We start from the raw sequence: 25,167 nt of genomic DNA on the forward strand, positions 1-25,167 counted from the left end.
TAGTTTTGTGTAGAAAAAGTTTTTAGTAATAGGTGGTACGATTTTAGAACCAGGTTCTAAGGATAATAGTACTATTTGTTCCTACAACACCTTGAATACTTCTAATCTCATCTATTGTCCTATTAATTGATGTTATGTTTGTTCCCCTTACTATTACTAGAATATCATAATCTCCAGTAGTTTCATATACTACTTCAACTCCTGGAATTTTTGCTATTTTTTTAGAGATTTCTGGCGTTGGTATTTGTGGTGTAGATTGAACCATAACTATTGCTCTAATCTCATTTTCTAGCTCATATTCTATAGTAAATCTCTTAATTATACCTTGCCGTATTAATTTCTCTATTCTCTTTCGTATCGCGGCTTCACTTACTTTAAGATCTTTAGCTATCAATGTGTATGGTGTTCTTGCGTTCTTTTTCAAAATCTCCAATATTTTTAGATCATTTTCATCAACATTTGCATTACCCATTAGTTATCACCGTCCCATTAAGTTCTAAAGCACTACTAACTGGTCTATCTTTAACTCCAGACCCTATTATTACTCTATTTACGCCATTTTCAACACTTTCAGCAGCCATTAATAACTTTCTGTTCATTCCAGGGCCTATTTTTTTCGAAAGTTCTTTTGCCTCGTCTGGAGTAAGTCTATTAACTACTTTTCCTTCCACCAATACTCCTTCCACATCTGAAAGAAGGACTAGCACGTTTGCCCTAACAGCTTTACTTATTGCAAACGCTGCTTGATCTCCATCAATGTTCAGTGGAGTGCTCTCTTGAATATCTAAAGCTAAAGGTGATACTACTATTATATCAAATAATTTCATTAAATGATTAATAACTTCACTCTTTACTTCTTTTACCTTACCGGTATAACCACCCTCAATTATCCTTTTCTTTCCTCTTTCGTCAATCACAATTATCCTTTTCTTTCTTTCTGCAAGCAATAAGCCTCCATCAACACCAGTGATCCCTATCGTGTTTTTACCTAAGCTGCATAATTTCGAAGTGATTGTTTTATTTATAAGGCTCATTGCCATAATGTAAACTTCTAATTCTTCTTTTGTGGTGTATCTACTTCTTATACCTTCTGGAGATGTTACGAAAACCGGCTCTATTCCTAATCTTTTAGTATAGTCGGTCACAATGTCCCCACCGCCATGTACTAAAATTACCTTATCGTTTATATTTACTATATCTAAGATTACCTTATCTAATGAATTTTTTACTACTCTTCCACCTATTTTAACTACTATCATTTTAGGCAGGCCTCAAGGGTACTAGTTTTAATCCATCGTCTTCATTAAATCCCATAGAAATATTAAAGGCTTGGACAGCCTGACCGGCTGCACCTTTCATTAAGTTATCTATAGCTGAGAATGCTGTTAATCTTAAAATTCTCTTTTCTATAGCGAATCCTATATCAGCGAAATTACTTCCGATAACGTATTTTGGATCAGGATATGGATGTATATTCCCCCTAACTATTCTGACGAATTTTTTGCCTCTATAAAATTCTGCTATTCTTTTCCATATTTCAATCTCTTCTAACTCATTAGATAGCCACGTATGTGCAGATGCTAAAGCCCCTCTGATGGTACTCACTGCATGAGGGACAATACTTACGCTTATATTTGCTTTAGCTATTCTAGATAGTTCTTGTTCAGCTTCTGCTGCGTGTCTATGTCCTTCTGCTTCATAAGGTCTAATTGCATTTTGTCTCTCTGGATGATGACTTCCTTCTGAGGGTTTCGCTCCTCCTTCACTACTACCTACTTTTACGTCGCTGATAAACTTTTTCTCATCAGTTATTTTTGATGCTACAACTGGGGCTAATGCTAGTATTGTTGCAGTAGCATTGCAACCTGGTGAAGCTATAAGTTTGGCATTTCTTAATTCTTCAAAATGTAACTCTGGTAGTCCATATACTGCTTTGTCTAATAGATCTGGGTAAGGATGTTCATAATTATACCATATTTTATAAAGTTCGGGATTCTTGAGTCTAAAATCTGCACTTAAATCCACTACCGTTAATCCTAAATCTAGTAATTTGGGTACGTAATTTAATGATACTCCATGCGGTAGAGCGAGAAAAACCGCATCGACTTTGTCTGAGATTTTGTCTATTGAGAAATTTGTGAAATTAATGGACAATAGTCCCCTTAAATTCGGATGTACTAATGATACCGGTTTTCCTGCGTATTCTCTAGAAGTTATGACTGATATTTCTATCTTCGGATGTGTAACTAGTATTCTTAGTAACTCTCCGCCTGTATATCCTGAACCTCCAACTACAGCAACTCTAACTCTATCTTTCATTAAACTAACTATTGCAGTTTAGGTTATATATAGTTTAATGTATATAGATATTTGTGATGAGTGTTAATACTGATGAGCTAAAAAAATTTCTGGAGAACAAGATTGCAAGCCTAAGAAAAGAACTTGAATTTTATGAGTTTTTATTGAGTATTATAGAATCTGGCTATGTACCTACTATAAAGGGCAATAAAGGTAGTATAGAGTATATAAAGAATAAAAGAGGTGAGATTTTAGCTGAGATCTATTTTACACCACCTGTTGCAAAATTTGTTATAAAAAATAAGATCACATTACCCAAGTCATATTTTTCCGCCCTAAGTAAAATTCTGGAATCGGAAAAGGAGTTGAATAAAATAGATTATACTATTGAGATGGATAAAAACGATATACATGAAATAATTTTAAAAAATGTAAATAGCGAAATAATCTATAATAAGATAAAAACAGGTATACAAGCAATTTTAGAGAGAGCTACTAGCTAAATTACCTAATTTTATAATTATTGGCCTAGGATCTCCTAAAAATCTCACAAGCGCTTCTCCTCTACTCATGAACATTAAATTGTTAGATAACGTATCGTCATCAATATTGACAAATCTTCTAACCTCTTCCCAGAATTTTTTATCACCATTATTCATAAATACTACTACTCCTATATTATCTAGATAGATATTAGCTAGGTTACCTAGATCTTCTAAGTTCTGTGTTGCCATTATAATGGAAATTCCATGCCCTCTTCCTCTTTTTACTAGATCTACTACAATGGGATAATCTTCCGATTCATTTCTTAAAATAGTCCATGCTTCGTCTAATACTAAGAATACCCTAGGCATATCATATACTTTTTCTAACGAATATTTATTATATAATTCCTGAAGAATAGAATATATTATAAGTCTTTTTATTTCTTCATTTTTAACCAAAGTAAGATCTATTACATTAATCTCATTTTCACTAATTCCATGTAGTAATGGTGGTAACTCTGAATCCTCTATTGAAGATAATATATTTATTAGCTTAATGAGATAGTATTTCAACTGTAAATCATCTACTTCGACTAAGTATTTTTCCAAATCCTTCCATTTAACTCTATATTTTAAATAACCATTGTCTATTAGTCTATTTAGATAAGTGTACAAAACAGATGAGGTAAACTTACTTAGTCTGAACGAATTAAGGAGTATCTTCTCTATCTGAAGCAACTTAATTTTTATAGGAATTTCGTATTCATCAAGAAGCCCTAGTCTATAAAATAACGGATTTATCAGCTGAAATGGTACCTTATATCTAGAAAGTCGGTGTTTAATATCGCCCTTTATATCAAATAGGATTATTGTACCTCCATAGATCAGATTCAGCAATGTGGAAATCCATATTAAAAACTCAGTTTTACCAGAACCAGTGGGTCCAACAATTAATAGATGGGTATTCTGACTTTTGGTTATATTCCAAAATACTAGACTATTATTGTTATGATCTTTTCCTAACAATAATCCTTCCATTATAATGCTATTATTAGGTTTTTTCTCTAAAGACATTGGTGTTAAATATGGAATTTGAGTAGGTAATATAACCTTGTTAAGATTTAATTTTGAACGAAAAAAATCCTTTATTAATTTTTGTATCTCATTTGATGTAGCTATTCTGGTTTTTATTCCAAGACCTTCTAATCCTTGCCTAATCATGGATGCGGTAGCCAAGGCAGAGCTCTTGTCTTTAGAGTTAACAATTATGTACATTTCATATCTAAATGGGTTCTCACCAGATTCAATTCTTGATATTATATTTTGCATCAATTCAAGCTTTCTTTTGGCTTTTTCATTAGAAGGGTCACTATCGATCATTATCCGGAGTGCTTGCATTTTCTGTGAAAGCGATTCTATGTATGTGTTTTTATCGAAGCTTTCTTTCTTTAATACTATGTTAATATCCTTTGCTATATCCAAAATTTTATAGAACGATGATATGTGTGATTTCAAATTAGAGTTTGTGAAATCTTTGTAATCCATTTGTATATCATCTATTATTAAAACTGCACTAGCTTTCTTATCATTATAGAATACTCCATCTTCAATATTATACCCTTGGATTTGTCTTGTATGTTTTGATATATAACTAATAATCTTCTTATTACTCTGAAATATGAGTAATACTATAAAAGCTAATGGTATTAAGTATATTAATTTATATAAAAACATTATTGCTATAAGTATTGAGATTAATAATAATACAGCTATTCGTAGGTTAAAGTCTTTTAAGTCCATATTCATTATTATTTAATAAAGATTATGAGTGAGTGAAGAGAAACTATAGTTCAATATTAGCGTGAATTAACCTTAAATCTTCTTCAGTCTTCTTTAATCTTATCATGAGCTCAGCTACAATACCATCCAAGAAGATCTGTGTAGTATCTTCAAATAATGTACCTAATGGCGCTAATGGTTCAGTTATTCCAAGTATTTGCCTAGCGAAATAATCTTCGTTCTTTGAATATTTTGTCCTACCCGGGATTTCAATTACTACATCAGATATCTTTGCTAGTGGACTGTCGAAGTAACTTGTTATCGATATTAATTTAGCTCCAGCTTCTTTCGCTGCCTCTGCAGCTGTTAATATTAATTTAGTTCTACCAGAACCGGAAATAGCAACTACTATATCGTTCTTCCCGATAGCGGGTACAATGGTTTCCCCTAGAACGTAGGAGTTAAAACCTAAATGAAGTAATCTCATAGCAAAAGCTCTTCCTACTAGTCCACTTCTACCTGCTCCCATTACCAATACTTTTCCGTTTCGGTTATTTTTATAGAAATTTTCTAACTCATTTATCATTTTATTCGTTTGTTCTGGTTTTATTGCTTTGGCCGCTCTTAGAATAAATTCAGCTATATCATACATTGTCTTTAGAGAAAGCGGATAATTGTCGAGAGAAGATGACAAACTCGGACCGCCAATTAATATCTTACTTTACTCATTATATAAGCATTGCTCTTTCTGATATGCCGCTGCACTTATATTATCATTAATGGTAAATTAGTTTTGATTCTCCTTTTTCTCATTCGTATTTGTTTCATATATAATTATATATATAATTATAATTGAAATTATCGTTTTCACTTCTTTTGTTATTTTAAGCATAGATCTTCAACTATGTGGTTAGCAATTATTTTGACTAGCAAAAACTAAATGAGAGGGGATTAATAGTACAGTATCGTTTGAAGTATACTACAAGTAACAGTAATATTTTAGAAAGAATGAGTACTTAATATTATATATTTAGCCTCCACAAGTATATTATCAATGTCAACAAGATGGTTACCCAAGTGGAAAGCGATAGATATTGATTATAATAATAAGAAAGTTACAGTTTGTTATGACGAAGTTACTAAGCTTTACGTTTGCCCTATATGCTCACCAAATTGCGTTAAAGGTGTATCAACTGACTATAGTACATATTTTTTTAATTTAGAGGATTTAAAAAGGCATTTAGATGCACATAAACATGGGTTATGGCTACAGAAAAAGATAAGAACTGAAGAAGAGGAAGAGGAACCTAAGCTATCAATTGGTGAAGAGGAAAGTGAAGAGGAATAAGATACTAATAGTAGGAGGATTTACGATAGACGAGATCCAAGGGAAGATAAGGCCTGGTGGACCCTTAATATATTCGTCATTAGGTGTAATGAGAGGCGGCGGTATACCGAAACTGTATGGAGTGATAGGAGAGGATTTTGATTTTGAGATAGATTTTATATCTGATTTAGAGAAACAACTAATATATGACGAATATACAATAAGGTTTAAAATTGATTTAACTAATAATGGAAGAAAACTAATCCTACTTAAGAAGCCTAAAATTAAGATAGGAGTGATTAATGATACTACAGTTGATGGAATTCTAGTAAATCCAGTATGTAAAGAAGTTGACAATATGAACATACAAAGCTCTGTTCCAATAGCGGTAGATATTCAAGGTTTTATTAGAAATTGCAAAGAGTCAGAAGAAATTAAATATGAGAGTGGAGTCAAACTTCCATTTAATAATAATTATTTGGTTTTACATGGTAATAGGGAGGAATTTGAATCTTCTAAACTAGAATTAAGTGATCTATTTAAATTAGGCTTTAAGGAAATTATAATTTCAGATGGACATAATGGATTTAACGTGTACACATACACGTTAGCAAAATATACTTACAGACCTAGTAGAATAGGCAGAAACGAAGTAGGAACGGGTGATTTCTTATTAGGAGCATATTTTGCACTTAGGTTAAGTGGATTAGAGATTATTGAGGCAGCTACTATTGCAGGTAAACTTACAGAAGAATTTAGCAATTCTGAGTTCTTGATATAGTTTCAATCACGTCGTAATTTTTCCACTCACCTAATCTCCCACAATTTATTATATTTTGTGGCATTTTGCCATTTATTTCGCCGAATAGAAGAGCTTCTGATATCAATTTACTTCTAAAGGCTACTATCTCATTAAGGGATATTATTTGTCTTCTTTTTAGATCTAGCATTATTCTATCTATATCAATGTTCTTTTGATTTGCGTCTATGAAAGAGTAAACATAGTATAAGTCGAGATCTTTAATGATATTATCTAGCCTAATTATTACCGAGAAAGAATCTGCGGTATCTCCGCTCAAGTATACATTCCAATTTTTCCCATATTCTTTCCTTGTCAATATTATTAGAGTTAACACTGACTTATGCTTAAGATTTGAATTATCCAATCCTAGTAATTTACTCATTTTTTTCAAGGATCCAGTATTATATATCTTGGTGTATTTATATACATTTCCCTTGTTAGTTATAATTTTCTTATCATCTATTCTTATCGGATATTCCTTAACTATTCTTAAATTTTTAGACAAAGTAGCTAGAAAATACGGCATATTTTGTATTATGTATAATTTTCTAGTCAAATCAAAATTTAACCATGTAGGTAATTTGTCACAAAATTTACAAATTTTATCTTTAAAATATTCATATTTTCTATAAGATATTTTTAAATCATACTCTATGTAGTTAAGTCCTACGTTCATAATTTTCATAGGATCATTTATTATTGGCAATACATAAGGCAAATCTACTCCAAACACATTATCAGAAGCGAAAACACCACCAATAATAGGCTGCTCTTCCAGTACTAAATCAGCGTTAACTCTTCTACTTAGCAGTAATCCAGCTATTCCTGCACCTATTGTGATAATCATCAACTTATATCATATAACAAAATCAAATTAAAACTTCTGAAAAATTAGGACCTGGCGGAAAATCTTTGAACTCATTTTGATAAATATCCACTCCGCTTTCTCTCAGTTGATCAATCTTTCCGTGACTGGTTAATGCACTTACTATAAGATCTATTATCTCGTCATCACTATATTCCATAACACTTATGATCTTGTTTCCTATTTGTAGCATTGGCATAGAATATAATAAGTTAAATTCTTCTTCAACATTCATATCGGAGTATTTCATCTTTAAATTGTAAATGGTTTTTGCTAACCCCATATCACCATTAGGACCAAAAATTAATTTTATGTGAAGCATTTCTACTATAATGGCTCTATTAGGCTAAGTTTTATAACGGAGAGGGATAAATAATACGTAGTTATGCGTTCGTTTTTAGGCACTTTAGTTGCCTTGCAAGAAGCAGCGGTGTATGATTATAGTAGGGATTATAAAGAAATTGAAAAAGCAATGCAAGAAGCCAAGAGAGTCTACAAAGGATTAAAGGTGAAAATCCTTAATTTATCTAATATCGAAGATAGAATGGAACTCATAGATCTAGACCCCGATATGGGACAATACGAGGAAGGCTATGCGGTGGTTGTAAAAGTACCAGAAACACCATTATCTACTGAATAATATCAAAAACGAATAAATGATCATTGCATTTGGTATCAAAATAGGTATAGTATACTTCATAAAATCTACGAAATTAAATCCTTTTCCACCTCTACTTTCAGAAGCTTCAGAAATTATTACGTTGCTTGCTGCACCTAATATAGTAAAGTTACCCGCTATAGTACTACCGGCGGCCAAAGCTAGCCAATCTACTACTGTAATATTACCATTGGAGATCATTATCGGGATGTAGATTGCAACAAGTGGCACATTACTCAATACTTGACTTAGCAAGATGCTTGTGATCATTATGCCAGCTACGTTATCAGGAGGCGGAAGAAAATTCGCCATATATTGTATAATCCCAGATTTCAATATTCCATCAGTAAATATAAACAAACCAATAAAAAATAATATAGTAGGCCAATCCATTCTTCTTACAATATCCCTTCTATTTTCCGCTATAAGGAGTAAGAGGGATGATGTTGCTAAAGAGCCCAGCAAAATATCTATTCTAAAGAAACTTAAGGAAAAAATAATATTACGGTAACTGCCAATAGGGTTAATGTAAGATATCCAAGTCTTCTATTGAAATCTATTTTTCCTTCATCTATTTCTATTTCAAATCCATTTGGTAGAGAAAGTGATTTTCTGAATAGCCGAAAGAGTATAAAATAAGCGAGGACTAAGCTAATTATTGATGGTAAAGTCAAATATATTGTGAATATAATGAAAGGATTTTTAATTCCAGATTCTAAAGCTATCAGTAAGTTTTGAGGATTTCCAGTAGGCATTATAGCACTCCCAACAGTAACACCGACAGCTAATGCATAAAGAAAAGGAACCTCAGAAATGCCTATCATTCTGCTTAACTCTAAGATAACTGGAGTCCAACTTGCTGATATTCCATCATTAATAACTAAATTAGATAACAAACCAGAATATAAAAGAATATAAAATAGAACTTTCTTAGGCTCTTTATATTTTTCTATAATTTTATATGCAAGAAATTTCAAAAAGCCAGAAACTTCTAATGCTGATGCAAATGTGAAAAGGGTAATAAGAAATAATATTACATCTAAGTTTATTGATTGTAATGCTTCTTCTGGAGAGATCACACCTAGAATAATCATAAGGATACCGCCAAAAAACATTGAAGCCCAAGGTGGTATTTTCGTAATACCTCTAGAAATTATAAGGCCATAAGTTATTACCATCACTATTAGCGCACTAATTAACATACCAGCGTTAGCATTTGCATTGATATAAATAAAATTAGTCTCTAAACTTCACATGTGAAGCATAATGGATGCGGACGTAAAAAATCAAAGAAAAATTAATTAACCAAATCTCAATTATCTACTTACGTTTGGGCCCGTAGCTCAGCCAGGTAGAGCGGCGGGCTTTTAACCGCAAAGGGTTGCGGAAAGCAACCCGTAGGTCCCGGGTTCGAATCCCGGCGGGCCCGCGCATCAGTTCTTTTTAGAGTTCCTCTAATTTTATGTGGCTAAACGTCCAGCTGTAATCGAGATTTTATTCTTGTTGATTATTTTTTTGATTAATATATATTCATTGCATGCATTAGAAGCTTTTTGTATTCACTTTATTATAATTTTAGGTATTTAATGCACTTATTTGTGGTGGAAAGTTGGGAGAGGGTTGATTAGCTATTTAAAATGACGTGGTTTTCCATATGGGCCCGCTGGGACTTGAACCCAGGATCTCCGCCGTGTGAGGGCGGCGTCCTAACCAAGCTAGACGACGGGCCCTTTTATTAGCAAATTTGAATTCTCTGTGGCCTTTTAAAGGTTTCTACGAAAGAAGGATTATGTCGTAACGTTTACATTAAGGCATTGATAGAAGAGTAATTAATTACAACTTAGCGATTAACTTTGCTCTTCAGACAAGGAGAGTGAGAAATTTTATAGTTGCATAATCGATGTTGAATGTAATGGTAAACTTGAAACTGCTTATTACACAAGATTTATTACATGTTATGCTTATTCTAAATTATGGGGTATCTAGTCCCTTGACAGCCCCGAAGAAGGGTATTGTATGAGAGGGACCTCCTGCCGTGACCATTATATACTATATCCAAGTTTTCCTTTCAATTATAATGTTAGTTCATACTTCCATCCTTGATCTTAAATATAGAGAAGTTGATCCGAAAATCTGGATTTATTACTCTCCTCTATCTTTATTCATAATCTTTAATTTGCATAATTTATTCATTCCTATATATCTATACTCTTTTATAATCACCAACGTCCTATTTTTGGTTTTGTACAAGCTTTCTTTACTAGGGGGTGCCGATTTATTTTTAAACGTGATACTTAGTCTTGCTAATGCGTCAGTTGTTCCCTTAATTCCTAGTAATTTCTCAATTATAGGTCTAGAGCCTCTGATTATAGTACTATACTCTTCAATTACAATTCTTATATTTAGTCTAATAAATTTTTTAAAGCAATATAGATATGTTAAAAATCTTCCCTTTAATAAGAGAATTCTTTTAGCATTATCTGCTAAGAGAATCAAGATAAGGGATTTTCTTAACTCGAAGTTTTTATTCCCTTTAACGGAGATAAAGGAAGATGGTTCAATGACTTTGAGAGACTATTTTTCAGTGGAGGAAGATGATAAATATTGGAGAGAGCTTTATTCAAAATTAGTCAATGAAGGTAAAATTTCAGCAGATATGTATATATGGGTTGCCTGGGGTATCCCAGTGATTCCTTTCATGTTGATAGGATATATAATATCGTTGATTATAGGCTTTCCAATTTAATAATTAAGATTAAAAAGGTGTTTTTAAAAATATTATACGCGTTGTATGTATCAAGGATTCTAGTGAACGGCATTAATAAGGATCTGGTAAAACAAATAAAGGGATTGTTCAGCGAACTTGGATATTCGGTTGTCAATAATGATCCAGACATTATAATTTCTGTGGATTCTATTAATAATACTATAAGAAAATATTTCCAAAAATTCCGCAATAAAATCATAATAAACGTTGTACAAGATGGTAGTTCAGTAATTCCATTAACAAAAGAACATTTAGGTGGTTCTCTAATATCTAGTTTCTTAGCCGACTCCTTAGGTGCAAATTTAATCTTAACAACATCCACTGGAGTTAAGGGGCTATATAGTGTGGAAGAATTTAGCTGGTTAAATGGATTTTCGATTTATAAGTATGATCATAAAGTTGTGAATTCTCTTAATAAAAAGCTAGTAACTGAAGGAAAGATAAATGTATACTTAGACTCTTATGAAGGTAATTACATATTATATGACGGTTATTCATTAGTTGGCCGTAGAGCAACGGCTGATTTGGTAATATCTACACATGTCGATAATGCTGAAGAAAATACTGATAAGCTATACTTAATACCTGCTGGCATCTATGTTGGTATAAAGTATCTTGAATCTACTCCCCTAGATGTTCTTGTCTATTCCTTAAAGATGACCTTAAAATCTCTTTACATTCTAAATGATAGAATAGATTACATAGTAGTCTCTTCTTCATTTCAAAATGATAAGAAATTAAATCAACTTTCAAAATACTATTACTCTAAAACTATATATGTTTCTGATGTGGATGAGTTATATTCTTGTGAAACGTTACTTAAAAAATTGCAAGTTAAGGTTTTATTAAGGGATGTGAGAAGAGCGTTTGGAGTTATAACTTGTCTTGGAGTTAAATAAATATATATAATAAGATGTATTCTGTTAATTTTAATAAATGAGCACAAGAGTTTATAATCCATTACAAGATGATTATATAAGAATTCCAAAGCCAATTTCTAAAATAGTTAGTCTAGATCCCGCATCTACAGAGATAATATATCTCTTAGGCTTAGGAGATAAGGTTATGGCAACAGACGCCTTTAGTTATAGACCAGAAGAGGCTAGAAGAACATTAAAAATAGGTAGCTATACTCACGTTAATATCGATATCTTAGAACAAATTAATCCGGATATAATATTTACTACTGCAGGAGCGCAAAAGGAACTGACAAAGAAATTAATTAGTTTAGGTTTTAACGTCTATCCTTTACCAGTTCCAACTAATATTGCAGGAATTTTGAATAACGTTTTGCTTATTGGAAATGTTTTAGGAGCCTATGAAAGTGCCAGAGAATTATATTATAATCTTTATACTGTTGTAAATGAACTTAAAGCTAGGTGGTATGAGAAAAAGCTAAAAGTTTATGTGGAGTTAGACTTAGGTGGACCCATAACAGTAGGTTTTCCATCACATATCAGTGATGGAATATCGCTATTAGGAAATATTAATATTTTTGATGATATTTCTGAAGCCTATTTCACGCCCGATGATGACGAAATCACGAGAAGAGAACCAGATATTGTAATTTATGAGCCGAAAAGGCTTACAGATTACGAAAAAGAGAGATTTTATTCAATCTTACGAAAAAGAGGCTTATTTCAACTGCTAAGCAAGCGTATAATTTTCACTAAGGGTGATTATTTAGCTCATATGGGACCTAGCTTCATAACTGATGTGCTGGTTTGGCTTAAATCAGTTATTTTTTCTCAACCTTAACTTTCTAGTTATTCTACTTGCTTTAGCTAACCCTCGGATTATTGAATACAAACCTAATATTATGGTTCCTGCCATGATGACTTCATAAATCGCTTTAAGTAGTGCTAGAGACGAGTAAAATGAAGAGATTAGGTTATAGTTGAACACACCGTAGTCAAAGGTTACATATGAAGTCTGCTGACCAGTATTTATCAAGAATATTCTGTAAGTACCGTTTATCAATTTCACTCCTACGTATCCTTGTTGATTAATAACAGTCTTCCCAAATTCGTTTATGACTGTAATATTGGTCGTAGAAGTGTTTGAAGTAAATGCGATTAGCGTATTATTGAAATCGTTAATAGTAATGTTTGCTACATTTATACCCAAATTAGGCTGTATTTCAACGTTTTTTAGATTGCTTTTGTAAACAAGACTAATATATTTATAATTGGGAAAGTAGTTTGGGATTTCTAAGAAAAGGGTCAATGCTATTAAAAAGATTATTAACATTATGACACTAAAAATGAAATATGATTTTTTCCCATTATCATTAAAGTTTTTAAACCTCCCCATTATTTTTCACCTATGTTCGGTGTCCAAGAAATCTGTTGAGGTTCTAGATACAACATTAAGAGATGGTTCACAAGGGGCAAATATATCTTTTACTCTAAATGATAAAATTAAGATAGCATTACTCTTAGATGAGCTTGGAGTAGACTATATTGAAGGAGGATGGCCTGGATCTAATCCTAAAGATGAGGAGTTCTTTAAAGAGATAAAGAAATACAAACTATCTAAATCTAGAATAGCAGCTTTTGGAAGTACTAAGAGAAAAGATGTTAGTGTGAAGGAAGATATTAGCCTTAATAGTATAATAAAAGCAGATGTTGATGTTGCCGTAATATTCGGTAAGTCATGGTCACTACATGCTACTGAAGTCCTAAAGGTATCTAAGCAAGAAAATTTAGATATAGTATATGATAGTATTAATTATTTGAAATCACATGGTCTTAAGGTGATATTTGATGCGGAGCATTTCTATCAGGGCTTTAAAGAAGATCCAGAATATGCCCTCGAAGTAGTGAGAACTGCGGAGTCTGCTGGGGCCGATGTAATTACTTTAGCAGATACAAACGGTGGGACTCCACCATTTGAGGTTTATGATACAACAAAGAAAGTTAGAGAAGTACTACACGTTAAGTTAGGTATTCATGCTCACAATGATATAGGATGTGCAGTTGCTAATTCTTTGATGGCTATAAAGGCAGGAGTTAGGCATGTCCAAGGAACAATAAATGGAATTGGTGAGAGAACTGGTAATGCTGACCTAATACAGATAATACCAACATTAATGTTAAAAATGGGATTTAATGCATTAAAGGGTAGGGATAGTTTAAGGAAATTAAGGGAGGTTTCAAGAATAGTATATGAAATACTAGGATTACCTCCTAATCCCTATCAACCTTATGTTGGCGATAATGCTTTTGCACACAAGGCCGGCGTTCATGTTGATGCAGTAATGAAGGTACCCAGAGCATATGAACATATCGATCCTTCATTAGTAGGTAATGATAGAAAGTTTGTGATTTCAGAATTGTCAGGGACTGCTAATCTAGTCTCATATTTACAAGGAATAGGAGTAGTAGTAGACAAGAAAGATGAGAGGCTTAAGAAGGCTTTAAACAAGATTAAGGAACTTGAGGCTAAAGGATATAGTTTCGATGTTGGTCCTGCTTCTGCAATATTGATAGCACTAAAGGAGTTAGACATGTATGAGAATTATATAAATCTAGAATATTGGAAAGTAATAAATGAGAGTAATGGTCTTTCAATAGGGATAGTTAAAGTTAATTCTCAGCTTGAAGTTGCTGAAGGGGTAGGTCCAGTAAACGCGATAGATCGAGCGCTAAGAATTGCACTTCAGCGGATATATCCAGAAATAGGCGAAGTTAAGTTAATAGACTATAGGGTTATATTGCCTAGTGAAGTTAAGAATACCGAGAGCGTTGTTAGGGTTACTATAGAATTTACCGATAATAAAATGAGTTGGAGGACAGAAGGAGTGTCTAAAAGTGTTGTGGAAGCTTCAGTAATGGCATTGGTAGATGGACTTGACTATTATCTACAATTAAAGAAGACATTAAAAACATCTGTGGATAATTATATTGCGTGAGTTGGGACCCTGGCGGATTAAACAAGAATACTAAAAATAAATTTTATGTTATTTTACGATTCTTAAGGATAGAACAGACTTTCTTTAGTTTACCTATGGCCTATTTAGGAGCTTTCGTTGCAATTAGAGGAGTTCCTCCAATTTCAACGTTAATATTGATTTTTTTAGCTTTATTTTTCTTAAGAACTGCTGGGATGACTAACGATAACTTAGCAGACGTGGAGATAGATGCGAAGAATCCCAGAACCAAGAATAGGCCTTTAGTAACTGGTGCGATAAAAATAAGCGAAGCAAAGGCTATGATTACTATTTCTCTGATTTTATTCTTTATTACTTCATATTTTGTTAATATCTGGGCATTCATCTTATCTCCGGTCGTAGCGGTAATAGTAATGTCATACCCTTATATGAAAAGATATACTGCACTAGCTAACTATCATCTGGCATCAATCCAAGGATTAGCAGTATTTAGTGGTGCTGTAGCCGTATTGGGATTGTACTATGATTCTCTGGTTCAGATTCTTTTAAAAGTCCCATGGTTTTTCGTAATTGGGACAATTTTGTGGGCTGTAGGGTTCGATCTTTATAATCATATACCCGATGCCGAATTTGATAAGGAGATGGGTTTACATAGTTTTGCTGTAGTACTAGGGAAATGGGCGTTAATATTTGCTGGTCTTAATCAACTATTCTCTGTAATACTCGATCTTCTAGGTGACCTATATTATGGATTAGGTCCAATAGCAATATTCGCAACTATCCTTCATGGTGTTATAATGGCATATGCGTATTATTTAGCATCACAGAAAAATGATTTCGGTAGAGCATTCTATTATAATATATATTCATCTATTGTGTTAGGACTAGGGGTTGATATAGATATCGTTCTAGGTATTCCATTTTAGGAAAAAGTTAAAACCCCCTAATACAAAAAATAAAGTAGAGGTATCCAGGGACCTTAGGATAGATGAGAGGAACCCCTTGATATTTCCCCCCAGGGTCCCTGGATATCCTATAGGTTGTAAAGTATACCCATCTTTCCCTTTCTTAAAATGTAATATCTTTCTATAAATCTCTTCATCATTGCTCTTAGTTTCGATACTTTTACACTTTCAAAATTCCCATTCCACGGAACATTAGACCTTATATGTATAGCTTCTCCTCTACCAGTATCGATAATGTTAATGAAAAGAGGCTTAAAGCTTTCATTAATTTTTTTAGATAGCAACCTGCCTACATATATACCCTCTCTCATTGCTAACTCTCCTAACTTTGGATAATTCTTTATCATATCTCCAATTACGAAAACATCGTTCTTATATTCTAATTTGTCATTTATGGGTAAGAACTCTCCAATTACCTCATTAGGTTCACAAGCAGGAATTATATCATCAGATTTTTCTGAAAGTCTTATTCCATGCTTCTCTAATAATTCAAGAACTTTAGTACTTACTTTTTCTCCTAACCATTTTAGGACCGGGCCGCTATAAGAGACTTCCTTATTCAGCTTTCTTAAATAAAAAGCCAATTGAATTCCAAGATACTCGTCTAGATAATTTTCTACACCTATGCTAACTCTATCCTTAACCATGATCTTTCTTATAACGTCTAATTGATGTTCTCTTTTGCACCCTAGAGCTAGGATTAATTTATACCCCTGAATCTCTGTGCCATTTTCAATTTTTACTGTTTTTCTTTCTAAATCAATTTCCTTCACCGTGCTTATTATGCTTGGTTTTATACTAGCAGTGTATCGAATATTTTTACCAAATACGAGCTTTTGGAGATATGCAGTATAAAATACAAATTGTGCTTTATCAGCTATTAGTGTTTTATCTATATGTCTTGCTAATTCATAATATGCATTAAGCCCTGAGTATCCAGCGCCTACGATTACGACTTTTCTGGTTTCCATTTCGGTTATTAGTATAATCTTAATATTCCCTTTTAAAAGATAAGTTAAAATAATGGTTCAATAAAAGTTCTACTATGTGAGGCTACGTCTAGGATACACGAATGAGAAAGAGTTAGAGGTTATAGGACCTCTATTAAGCAATGAAATCAATAGAAGTGTGGAATTAGAGCCTATGCGTGTTAAAGAAGACGAATTAAAGTTCAAACTTAAAGAGTTAGACTTAGCTTTTATACCCTTACCCTTAACACTTTTTTATGAAAATATAAGATTTATAAGTAATGGTGCATTTGTAACTACTAAAATTGGATTAAAGGTTACAAATAATAGATTTGATAGGTTGTGTATTAGTAGCTCGAATTCAACAGAGTATTATTTATTTAAAATACTTACAAACTATAAAAACCCAATAGAGATAGTCAGAAGCGAGTCGTGTACTAGCACTGATGTATTAATAAGTTATGAGGATTACAATATTTCTTTAGACGAACTTTGGAGAAAGAACTGCGGTGATCTTCCAATAGTCATAAGCTTAATTGGTTCGTTACTTCTAGATGAGCAAACTCTATCTAAAGTTAAAGTAATTATTAGAGAAGCTGCATCTTTACAAGAGTCTAGGAGAAAAGTCTCACAGTATAGTAAAGAATTAGGCCTTAAAGGAAGACAAGCAGTAGAGTGTTTCTTCCAACTCTGTTTAAAAAAGGGTTTATGTAGGAGTATGATTTCTCCTCAGATTCTATGAAAATTCTTAGTTTTTCTGGTTAATACAAACATTGCTGCAGCTATGAAAATTGAGTTAACAGTTAATGCATATTGTAGTGCCTCATTATTTATTTTGATTGAAAAAAGTGATATTGATAACAAGATGAGTGTTATATAGATGAGTAGTGTAACTTTCATATTTAATTATATGTAGAATCTAATATAGAGTAATCTTAGGTAAGTCCTAATATTACCTTATGCCTAGATAACGATAAGAATATTAAACGTCAAACTTGTATTACACTTAAGTTGAGTGAGATAGTAAAGTTTTTGGCTACTGTATTATATTACGTGGAAAAGAAGAATTTTCCTTTAGCAGTTGCATTTAAACGAGCATATCTATACAACAAGCCAAGGAAGATAGATTCTAATCTTTTATACGATTATAGTAAAAGGTTAATACTATCGTACTATGCCTTACCTCAAGGCAAAAGGTCATTTAAGGTAAGATATTGGCTTGAAAATAAGGAAAATATCGAAATTAAGTTTCCTAACTGGATGGAGGAGAAACTATCCACATTATTAGATATTAAAGCTCTAAAGGGAAAATTAAAGGAAAGATGGGTGTGGGCTCGTATAAATCTCCTCAAGACCGATATTGATAAAATATATAGAGAGTTGGAGGGTAAAAATATAGAATTTGAGTCCGATAAGGATTTTTATTATATGATAAAGATTAAAAAGTCATCAGTGAGATTATCTTCTTTGAGCATAGTTAAAGATTGTAAATTAATAATTCACGATAAAGGTAGTTCTTTAGTGGTAGAGGCGCTTAAGCCAGAGATTGGTGAAAAAGTGGTTGATCTATCTTCAGCACCAGGGATTAAAGCTTCTTTATACATGATGCTCACGGAAAACAGAGCTGAAATTTTCCTAGCGGACGTTGATTTTAAGAGGTTACTGAAAGAGTATAGTTTGTTAAAACGATGTGGAGTAGATTTAAGTAAGATTCATATAATATATCAAGACTCCACAAAAAATAGTGTCATAAGATCAGATAAGATATTGTTAGATGCACCATGCTCCTCCTCCGGGATGATAAATAATGATCCTTCTATTTTATTGAAATTATGGGATAATGAAAAAATAGAAAGATTTGCTAAATTACAGAAATCTTTACTAAGTGAATCATTAAAGATTACTGCAAATAAGCTTGTTTATGCAGTATGTTCGTTGTTTCCAGAAGAGGGTGAAAAAGTAATAGAAGATTATTATGAAATTGCTGAGAAGCCATTCTCTAATTATCAATCCGGTTATTCATTATTTAAGGTAGGAGAGAAATCTAATAGGACTTTTCCTCATACTGATTCGACTGAAGGGTTCTTTATATCAACTTTAAATTTGACCAAATTATAAATTCACCTTGCTCTCCGTATTTTTATAAAGGATTAAAAAAGAATGTATGGAAATTCCATATTTTATACATTATCAGAAATTAGATTTAAATTTTATCTCAAAATTTAATTGTTGGTTTGAATTAAAGGATGACGATTACGTCCAGTTGATGTGTAACGTTTTACGTCAACCATCAATTACTATTAATGAGTCTGGAATAAAAATGAGTGATAATAAATGGATTTACAGAAAGGGCAACTTTCTCGTTATGGTTGAGGACGATAAGGAGACGATAATTAGGAAAGATGAAAACGAAAACGTAGTAGATTATATTATGTATAATGATAGTGAATTTTATCCAATCTATCTAAGGGGAAGAAAATATTACTTGAATGGAGAAGAGTATGAGAAATATGTATCTTATCTAGATAAAAAAATTTTGATAGGGAAACATAAGCTAACCATAATATTAGGAAACAAACAGCTGGATGTGGATCGTGGAGACCAAATATATGTTTCAAGATATTATATTTCTGTAACATATGATAGCGGTACTAAAGTTATTGATAGGGAAGGTAATGCATTATATTTTAATTTTAAAGGAGATTATCTAGGTTTTATTCAATCCTATGGTAATATATATAGGTCAAGTGAAGGAATAATAGTCTCTTCTAAGAAAGGAAATATTGGAATATGTATCGATAATGCATATTTAATTGGAGAGTTTTCTGGAGGATTGCTAATTTTGTGTGGTGAAAGCTTGAAGCAGTATTATAATACTGGTTGGAGAGAGATTGAGAGAAATATAGAGTCAGAGTTATTCGTTAACTCAAATAAAAACTTGCTTGGAATTCTAAAGAATGGTAAACTTTATATTTTTGATAATAATTTTCATAAAATATCCATTTTTGATAATGTAATTTCATTCAATTTTAACTCTAAAAGGATTTATCTGGTATCTAGTGATGGAATTATTGGAATAGCCAAATTCGAAGGGAATTATAAACCGATCAAAATTATAAATAGAAACAATAGTATCCAGAATCCAATTATTCTACAAGTTGACGAACATTATTTCCACAATTTTAATATAAAAAATGGAAAGGTATTAGATATTAAGGTTAGTGAAGATAAAAGGAAAATTGTATTAATAGAACCTTTTGAATATACTAAAGGTTTGCTAGAAATCTCTGCTGGAAATTTATTCTTCTCTTTTATGCATACTATTCCTTATACTTCTCAACTCCCAAAAATCGAATTCTCCGATGTGAAGATACTTGCAGCAGATGAAGGGGGAACATTAATTGGCAATCCAAACAAGAATGCGTTATTAGTGTTTAATATTAAATATTCCATTCCTACTAGATCTCAAATAACGTTTACAGTAGAGGCTCTAAGTCAAACATTTAAGTTTACTACTATGGAAAATCATGGCGAGAAATTACTTGAAATACCGCTAAGTATTAGTAATTTAAAGCTCCCAGATGTTCAGGTTAAGGTTTACGTTAATGTAGATGAGCGATTAGTTATGTCATTAGAATTTTTAGCACCTATAGAAATAGCTAGGAAGGAGGCTAATTTGAATAGAAGCAAAATTATAATTATAAATAATAGTATTGAGAAGGAAATTGCTATAGTAAAAAACGAAATTTTTGAATGGAAGGAGTTATTCGAATACCCTTTAGAATATACAGGGATATTATTTGGAAAAGTAGGTGAAGAAATTGAAGTTGATGGTGAAAAGATAATCGTAAAAGACGGATATAATTTGATCAAGATTGTAAAAAATAGTGGAAGTTATGTTAGAGAATACTTGTTAATTGGTGTTAAAAACCCCATTAAATCAGTCAACGCTGAGTTGAAAGGAGATTATCTAATAATAAAAATAAATATGGAGCCTAATATTCCTTTTGAGTTATTTTACGGACCTCACTCATTTAGGGGTATATCTAAAGAAGTAAATCATATTGTTTTTCCGATAGAGCCTACATATAATTCAATAAAAATCAGCGCTTATTCGTATGGTTTTAAGTGGGAGTCACGATATGATTTAGGTAATATTATTAACTTATCAATCTCTATAGCTTTAAGTGAAGCAATGACTATTAAGGAAATTTTGAGTAATTTCGGTATTGTCTGAGTGTATTTTTTCGTATCATCAATATTATGAATATTCTTCAAGAGTATTCTGTTCTAACTGCTAAAGTTATTATATATGAGGATAATGGAATTGGTTATTATAAAGTAGAGGAACCTAGCCTAGATCAGAAGGAAATTGAACTACTTAATTCTATACTAGAATATATCTATTCAACTCCTAATTTAACTAATATAGAAGAGACAGTAATTAAGATACTTAAAAATAAAGGTATCAGCGATCAAGGAATTATTGAAAAAATGATCTATCATTTGAGAAAAAGGTTAGCTTATGATGAGTTAACGGTTCCACTAGCAGATCCTTATGTTGAAGAAGTAGAATGTAAGGGGTTCTCATATCCTGTGACTGTAGTTCATAGAATTGTTACGAGATTTCCAAGATTGTATACCAACATAGTCTTTGAACAAGAGGATCATGTATTAAAGGTTATTGAAAAACTTGCAAATAAAGCAGATAAACCAGTCAGTATTGCTAAACCATACCTTGAATTTTCGCTACCTGAGGGTCATAGAGTTGCCGCTACGGTATCTCGTGAAGTTTCATTACCTGGCTCCACGTTTGATATAAGAAAATTTCCTTTGAAGCCAATAAGTCCTATATTACTGATTAAAAACGAATCGATAAGTTCACTAATGTTAGCTTACATTTGGTTTTTGCTGGATTATAAACCGTTCTATTTAGTAATTGGTTCTACGGGATCTGGAAAGACTACTTTGCTTAATTCGATACTTAGTATGGTTAATCCTTTCTTTAAGGTAATTACTATTGAAGATACTCCAGAAATAAACATAGTTCATGACAACTGGATAAGGTTTTTTGCTAGGCAATCAATTTCTTCCCAATTTGAAGTATCGTTAATGGATTTAGCTAAACTATCATTAAGATATAGACCTGATTATCTTGTAATAGGTGAGATTAGAGGCAAGGAAATAGAGGCGTTAGTTCATGCGTCAGCTTCTGGTCATGGCTCGTTGGCTACATTTCACGCGGGAAATCCACAGGAAGCTCTAACCAGATTAATTAGTCTTTTAAATAAGGATGTCGCTAAATTGTTTTTACAAAATCTATGGGGTATTATAGTTTTAGGAACGTTAAGAGATCGTAATGGAAACATAAGGAGGATTATAAGGTCGATTTATGAAATAGTTTACGTTAAAGGTAAATTAAGATTCAGACCAGTTTTCAAGTGGTCTTTTTCCTCTAACACATTCTTACCTAACAATGTTAATGATTTAGTTAAAAAATCCTATAGGATTAATTATATATCAAAAACATATGAAATACCAATTTCAGAAATAATTAAGGAGATTAGTAGCAGAGTTAAAATCCTAGAGAACTTAGTAAACAATGATGTCTTAGATCTAGAAGATTTTAGCATTTATCTAAAGAAAATAACTCAAGGTGGTCAAGTTGAGACAAAAGCTATTTGAAAAAATTAATTTATTTAACTTAATGGCTACAAGAATAAATGAAAATATTAAATATTATGGTGATGACATAGAAAAGCTCCGTAGAGAATATACTAGGATACTGTTTTTAATACCTATTATCTCCATTATCTCCGTTATCTTCTATTTGAAACTTAATCCATATTTTTTACTATTAAATATAATGAATTTTTTCATTTATTTTTATCCCGTATTGATTACTCAAATTAGAAAGGACGAACAAAGAAAGATTATAGAAAACGAGATACCTATTTTCTTACTATTTGCATATGTTAATAGCCTTTTAGGTAGAAATTTATATAAAACGTTTGAGGAAATAAAGAACTCTAAGGTATTTAAAGGTTTAAGAAGAGAGGCTATGTTACTACTCAAAGAGGTAGAAGTTTTAGGGAAATCCTCTATCTCCGCAATGGAGAGTAGAGCTAAGGTTCATAGAAGCGACTTCTTAGGTAAGATTTACACAACTTATACGAGTGGCGAATCAATAGGGATTTCTATGTCTGAAAGACTAAAGGATCTTTTAAATGAAACAATTGATGACTTAAATCTGAATTTTGAGAGCTATATTGAAAAAGTAAACGAAATAGTCGAGATCTTATTCATGCTGTTTTTAGTGACTCCAATGATTTTACTAGCTTTTCAGTACATTTCAGCATCTATAGATATTTTTGAGCTTATATTTCCTCTTTTACTCTCTCCAATTATTTTCTTTTATATCTCACTGATACAACCAAATATAGGATATAATATAAAAATTAATATCGAAGAGATTAAAAGGTCATTATATATAATCCCTATTCCTTTCATATTTATGTTTATCTTTCATCTCAATTTAGAATATAAAATATTACTATTTTATTCGATGTTTGTAGTGTTCTCCTTTATTATATATCGTAAGATATCAGATGCTGATAAGATCCTTAATAATTTGCCATATATATTGTCAGATATTGCAGACTATTTGAGAATAGGCTATAGTATAAAAAGTGCAATACTGAAACTTAATGTTGATAGTACAGAATTTAGGAATTTTTTGAGGGAGCTCGCTACAAAAATTAGGAAAAATGAAGCAATGTCTAATGTAAAAACAAATATCTGGATTATAAATGCTATTTTAGAACTTATGGAAAATATTGATAAAAAAGGTTTTGCTGACACCTACACTTTCAAAGATTTGTCGTTAATTCTTAATAATTATATTTCATTACGGAAAAAAGTATTGCAGAATCTTCGCATGTTCAATATTCTAGCAATCATAACTCCCATAATATTCTATTTTGCACTAGGGATAATGACTAAGATTAAGGCAGTGGGTAACCTAGATTTGATTATCGTTCTATATTCGATAGCGCTTAGTATAATGTACGCTAAAATATCTCGCTTTACTATTTTTAACTTCCCATTACTTGTTTTGGTTTTAGTGAACTTGATACTGATCCTATTTTTCGGAAACGCTATCCTAACCTTTATCTAGCAGAGGTAATATTATTTTCGATGTTCTCTGGGTAAGATATTTTTTGATATAGAAAATGATGAAAGGAGTTAATAATTTAAAAAAGAGAAAAGGTCTTTCATCAATTTTAGGTACGGTAATAGTATTAGCCATAACTCTGGTGCTAGGCGGTTTACTCTATGCCTACTCAAATGGTTTATTTAGCTCATTAACACAAAATACAAATCTTCAGACTCAACTAAGTATCTACGTCAATCCTAATACTGGACAAGCATATTTACAATATTATATCTCAAATACAGGGAACACGCAGGTATATCTAAACAGTATTATAATTCTCAATGGGACTAAAAATATTCAAATATCACTTAATAACGACCTCCTACAACCAGGCCAGTCAATTCAAAATATAACATTAATTAATGGTAAAATAACTGCCGGCCAGTATTATACTGTCGAAGTTGTTGGCAATTTACCTAATGGAAAACCATATAGTGTTGTTCAGAACGTGCTAGCTTCGATAGCATAAATAAGGTGGGTTTGTTTGAAAGCTATTTCATCTATTTTTTCAACATTAATAGTGGTTATGATTACACTCTCACTAATTGTTCCATTATACTTATTTTTCGTGCAGAATTATTCAACTAGTTCAATCCAGGCTAATAGTGAATACGATAGTTATCTAAACAATGTTAATGTAAAAATAAGTGTAATATATTTAGGGAATTCTACTAATACCACTTTCGTATATAACTATGGAAGTATCCCTGTCATGATAAATAAAGTTATAGTTAATAACGTGTCATACAACGTAAAATATGAGATATTACCCGGTAACTTAGTTCCATTAAGCGTAATAACAAATAATAACATACTCATTAATGAAAACGCTACAATAATTTTACAGATTAATGGAAACTACTACTATTTTAACTTTGGATCAGATTAGGTTTTACGAATACATGTAATTCATATCCCTTTTTTAATCCTTCAAGTATTTCTTCTCCTTTTTTAGTAAGTCGAAACGCCTTATGTGATCCCTTAGAGTATATTGGCTCTATTAAGCCTAATTCCTCTAAAATATGGAACAGAGCTAAAACCTCATATCTAGGTAGCCCAGTTTTGATTACTGCATCTCCAGGATTTACAGCACCTTCCTTTATTGCATTAAGAACTATCTCTATTTCGTACATCAAATAATAACT

At 31.9% G+C, this 25,167-nt stretch carries 26 protein-coding genes, 2 tRNA genes and 1 pseudogene; 17 read left to right on the forward strand and 12 right to left on the reverse strand.

The genetic code is table 11. The features are described from left to right. Positions 1–43 precede the first annotated feature (43 nt). Genes lysM through argC form a run of 3 tightly spaced genes read right to left on the reverse strand, consistent with a single transcriptional unit; the run spans position 44 to position 2,319 of the window. The gene (gene lysM, locus GFS03_RS10855) at positions 44–472 is read right to left on the reverse strand and encodes an HTH-type transcriptional regulator LysM (RefSeq protein ID WP_153424100.1); all 429 of its coding nucleotides are present in this window, start codon (positions 470–472) and stop codon (positions 44–46) included. Then, positions 465–1,259 (reverse strand): [LysW]-aminoadipate/[LysW]-glutamate kinase, encoded by a 795-nt coding sequence (locus tag GFS03_RS10860; protein ID WP_153424101.1) that lies wholly within the window; start codon positions 1,257–1,259, stop codon positions 465–467. Before GFS03_RS10860 ends, lysM begins: the two co-directional genes overlap by 8 nt. A 1-nt stretch (position 1,260) precedes the next feature. Next, positions 1,261–2,319, reverse strand: coding sequence for an N-acetyl-gamma-glutamyl-phosphate reductase (argC, locus tag GFS03_RS10865; RefSeq protein WP_153424102.1), 1,059 nt, complete (start codon positions 2,317–2,319; stop codon positions 1,261–1,263). Positions 2,320–2,375: 56 nt separating this feature from the next. On the opposite strand from argC, the gene GFS03_RS10870 reads away from it, so the two are divergent. Next, positions 2,376–2,801, forward strand: a complete 426-nt coding sequence (locus GFS03_RS10870) for a hypothetical protein (protein ID WP_153424584.1) — start codon at positions 2,376–2,378, stop codon at positions 2,799–2,801. Here GFS03_RS10870 and cedB read toward each other — a convergent pair. Both cedB and hxlB read right to left on the reverse strand, forming a co-directional pair. Beyond that, a complete protein-coding gene (gene cedB, locus GFS03_RS10875; protein WP_153424103.1) occupies positions 2,781–4,583 on the reverse strand; it encodes a DNA import protein CedB in 1,803 nt (600 codons plus the stop codon). The two genes, GFS03_RS10870 and cedB, sit on opposite strands and share 21 nt — an antisense overlap. Before the next feature lie 43 nt (positions 4,584–4,626). After that, entirely contained in the window at positions 4,627–5,256 is a 630-nt protein-coding gene (gene hxlB, locus GFS03_RS10880) for a 6-phospho-3-hexuloisomerase (RefSeq protein WP_153424104.1), read from the reverse strand. A 360-nt stretch (positions 5,257–5,616) separates the two neighbouring features. On the opposite strand from hxlB, the gene GFS03_RS10885 reads away from it, so the two are divergent. Both GFS03_RS10885 and GFS03_RS10890 read left to right on the forward strand, forming a co-directional pair. Then, entirely contained in the window at positions 5,617–5,910 is a 294-nt protein-coding gene (locus tag GFS03_RS10885; protein ID WP_153424105.1) for a hypothetical protein, read from the forward strand. Then, complete coding sequence (locus tag GFS03_RS10890; protein ID WP_153424106.1) at positions 5,897–6,670, forward strand: hypothetical protein; 774 nt, start codon at positions 5,897–5,899, stop codon at positions 6,668–6,670. The genes GFS03_RS10885 and GFS03_RS10890 overlap by 14 nt, the downstream gene beginning before the upstream one ends. Here the strand turns inward: GFS03_RS10890 and GFS03_RS10895 are convergent. Both GFS03_RS10895 and GFS03_RS10900 read right to left on the reverse strand, forming a co-directional pair. Further along, complete coding sequence (locus GFS03_RS10895) at positions 6,645–7,538, reverse strand: NAD(P)-binding protein (RefSeq protein ID WP_153424107.1); 894 nt, start codon at positions 7,536–7,538, stop codon at positions 6,645–6,647. The genes GFS03_RS10890 and GFS03_RS10895 overlap by 26 nt on opposite strands. A gap of 22 nt (positions 7,539–7,560) precedes the next feature. Next, positions 7,561–7,878, reverse strand: coding sequence for a hypothetical protein (locus GFS03_RS10900; protein WP_153424108.1), 318 nt, complete (start codon positions 7,876–7,878; stop codon positions 7,561–7,563). A 63-nt stretch (positions 7,879–7,941) separates the two neighbouring features. On the opposite strand from GFS03_RS10900, the gene GFS03_RS10905 reads away from it, so the two are divergent. Further along, positions 7,942–8,196, forward strand: coding sequence for a hypothetical protein (locus tag GFS03_RS10905; RefSeq protein ID WP_153424109.1), 255 nt, complete (start codon positions 7,942–7,944; stop codon positions 8,194–8,196). Here GFS03_RS10905 and GFS03_RS10910 read toward each other — a convergent pair. Further along, positions 8,182–9,416 (reverse strand): annotated as a pseudogene (locus GFS03_RS10910) (anion transporter). The gene GFS03_RS10905 and the pseudogene GFS03_RS10910 overlap by 15 nt on opposite strands. Positions 9,417–9,546: 130 nt before the next feature. Between GFS03_RS10910 and GFS03_RS10915 the strand changes: the two are divergent. Continuing rightward, positions 9,547–9,643 (forward strand) — tRNA-Lys (locus GFS03_RS10915). A 226-nt stretch (positions 9,644–9,869) separates the two neighbouring features. On the opposite strand, the gene GFS03_RS10920 is transcribed toward GFS03_RS10915, so the two are convergent. Beyond that, positions 9,870–9,944: transfer RNA gene (locus tag GFS03_RS10920), tRNA-Val, on the reverse strand. 347 nt (positions 9,945–10,291) lie between these two features. Here GFS03_RS10920 and GFS03_RS10925 point away from each other — a divergent pair. Genes GFS03_RS10925 through GFS03_RS10935 form a run of 3 tightly spaced genes read left to right on the forward strand, consistent with a single transcriptional unit; the run spans position 10,292 to position 12,739 of the window. Beyond that, positions 10,292–10,960, forward strand: coding sequence for an A24 family peptidase C-terminal domain-containing protein (locus tag GFS03_RS10925; RefSeq protein WP_181443808.1), 669 nt, complete (start codon positions 10,292–10,294; stop codon positions 10,958–10,960). Further along, positions 10,879–11,880, forward strand: coding sequence for a cobalt-precorrin 5A hydrolase (locus GFS03_RS10930; protein ID WP_153424111.1), 1,002 nt, complete (start codon positions 10,879–10,881; stop codon positions 11,878–11,880). Before GFS03_RS10925 ends, GFS03_RS10930 begins: the two co-directional genes overlap by 82 nt. Before the next feature lie 37 nt (positions 11,881–11,917). Further along, the gene (locus GFS03_RS10935) at positions 11,918–12,739 is read left to right on the forward strand and encodes an ABC transporter substrate-binding protein (RefSeq protein ID WP_153424112.1); all 822 of its coding nucleotides are present in this window, start codon (positions 11,918–11,920) and stop codon (positions 12,737–12,739) included. On the opposite strand, the gene GFS03_RS10940 is transcribed toward GFS03_RS10935, so the two are convergent. Further along, complete coding sequence (locus tag GFS03_RS10940; protein WP_153424113.1) at positions 12,716–13,294, reverse strand: hypothetical protein; 579 nt, start codon at positions 13,292–13,294, stop codon at positions 12,716–12,718. The two genes, GFS03_RS10935 and GFS03_RS10940, sit on opposite strands and share 24 nt — an antisense overlap. Between GFS03_RS10940 and cimA the strand changes: the two genes are divergently transcribed. Together cimA and GFS03_RS10950 are read left to right on the forward strand one after the other, a co-directional pair. Further along, a complete protein-coding gene (cimA, locus tag GFS03_RS10945; RefSeq protein ID WP_181443756.1) occupies positions 13,245–14,894 on the forward strand; it encodes a citramalate synthase in 1,650 nt (549 codons plus the stop codon). The genes GFS03_RS10940 and cimA overlap by 50 nt on opposite strands. Beyond that, the gene (locus GFS03_RS10950; RefSeq protein WP_153424115.1) at positions 14,891–15,799 is read left to right on the forward strand and encodes a 4-hydroxybenzoate octaprenyltransferase; all 909 of its coding nucleotides are present in this window, start codon (positions 14,891–14,893) and stop codon (positions 15,797–15,799) included. Before cimA ends, GFS03_RS10950 begins: the two co-directional genes overlap by 4 nt. 107 nt (positions 15,800–15,906) lie before the next feature. Here the strand turns inward: GFS03_RS10950 and GFS03_RS10955 are convergent, their stop codons facing one another. Further along, positions 15,907–16,809, reverse strand: a complete 903-nt coding sequence (locus GFS03_RS10955) for an FAD-dependent oxidoreductase (protein ID WP_153424116.1) — start codon at positions 16,807–16,809, stop codon at positions 15,907–15,909. Positions 16,810–16,885: 76 nt separating this feature from the next. Between GFS03_RS10955 and GFS03_RS10960 the strand changes: the two genes are divergently transcribed. From GFS03_RS10960 to upsB, 7 genes are all read left to right on the forward strand, one after another. Then, positions 16,886–17,548: a hypothetical protein gene (locus GFS03_RS10960; protein ID WP_153424117.1), complete on the forward strand. Its 663-nt coding sequence runs from the start codon at positions 16,886–16,888 to the stop codon at positions 17,546–17,548. Positions 17,549–17,817: 269 nt separating this feature from the next. Further along, the gene (locus GFS03_RS10965; protein ID WP_153424118.1) at positions 17,818–18,924 is read left to right on the forward strand and encodes an RsmB/NOP family class I SAM-dependent RNA methyltransferase; all 1,107 of its coding nucleotides are present in this window, start codon (positions 17,818–17,820) and stop codon (positions 18,922–18,924) included. 46 nt (positions 18,925–18,970) lie between these two features. Next, a complete protein-coding gene (gene upsX / locus GFS03_RS10970; protein WP_153424119.1) occupies positions 18,971–21,043 on the forward strand; it encodes a protein UpsX in 2,073 nt (690 codons plus the stop codon). Positions 21,044–21,069: 26 nt separating this feature from the next. After that, on the forward strand, positions 21,070–22,491 hold the full coding sequence (locus GFS03_RS10975; RefSeq protein ID WP_153424120.1) for a type II/IV secretion system ATPase subunit: 1,422 nt from the start codon (positions 21,070–21,072) through the stop codon (positions 22,489–22,491). Then, on the forward strand, positions 22,472–23,983 hold the full coding sequence (upsF, locus tag GFS03_RS10980) for a membrane pilin protein UpsF (protein WP_153424121.1): 1,512 nt from the start codon (positions 22,472–22,474) through the stop codon (positions 23,981–23,983). Before GFS03_RS10975 ends, upsF begins: the two co-directional genes overlap by 20 nt. Positions 23,984–24,041: 58 nt before the next feature. Then, the gene (upsA, locus tag GFS03_RS10985; RefSeq protein ID WP_153424585.1) at positions 24,042–24,491 is read left to right on the forward strand and encodes a pilin subunit UpsA; all 450 of its coding nucleotides are present in this window, start codon (positions 24,042–24,044) and stop codon (positions 24,489–24,491) included. A 15-nt stretch (positions 24,492–24,506) separates the two neighbouring features. Further along, the gene (gene upsB, locus GFS03_RS10990) at positions 24,507–24,911 is read left to right on the forward strand and encodes a pilin subunit UpsB (protein WP_153424122.1); all 405 of its coding nucleotides are present in this window, start codon (positions 24,507–24,509) and stop codon (positions 24,909–24,911) included. Here upsB and GFS03_RS10995 read toward each other — a convergent pair. Continuing rightward, complete coding sequence (locus tag GFS03_RS10995) at positions 24,892–25,155, reverse strand: hypothetical protein (protein WP_153424586.1); 264 nt, start codon at positions 25,153–25,155, stop codon at positions 24,892–24,894. The two genes, upsB and GFS03_RS10995, sit on opposite strands and share 20 nt — an antisense overlap. Positions 25,156–25,167: the final 12 nt, after the last annotated feature.

This window comes from Sulfolobus sp. E5-1-F, from assembly GCF_009601705.1.
Taxonomy (GTDB): Archaea; Thermoproteota; Thermoprotei_A; order Sulfolobales; family Sulfolobaceae; genus Saccharolobus.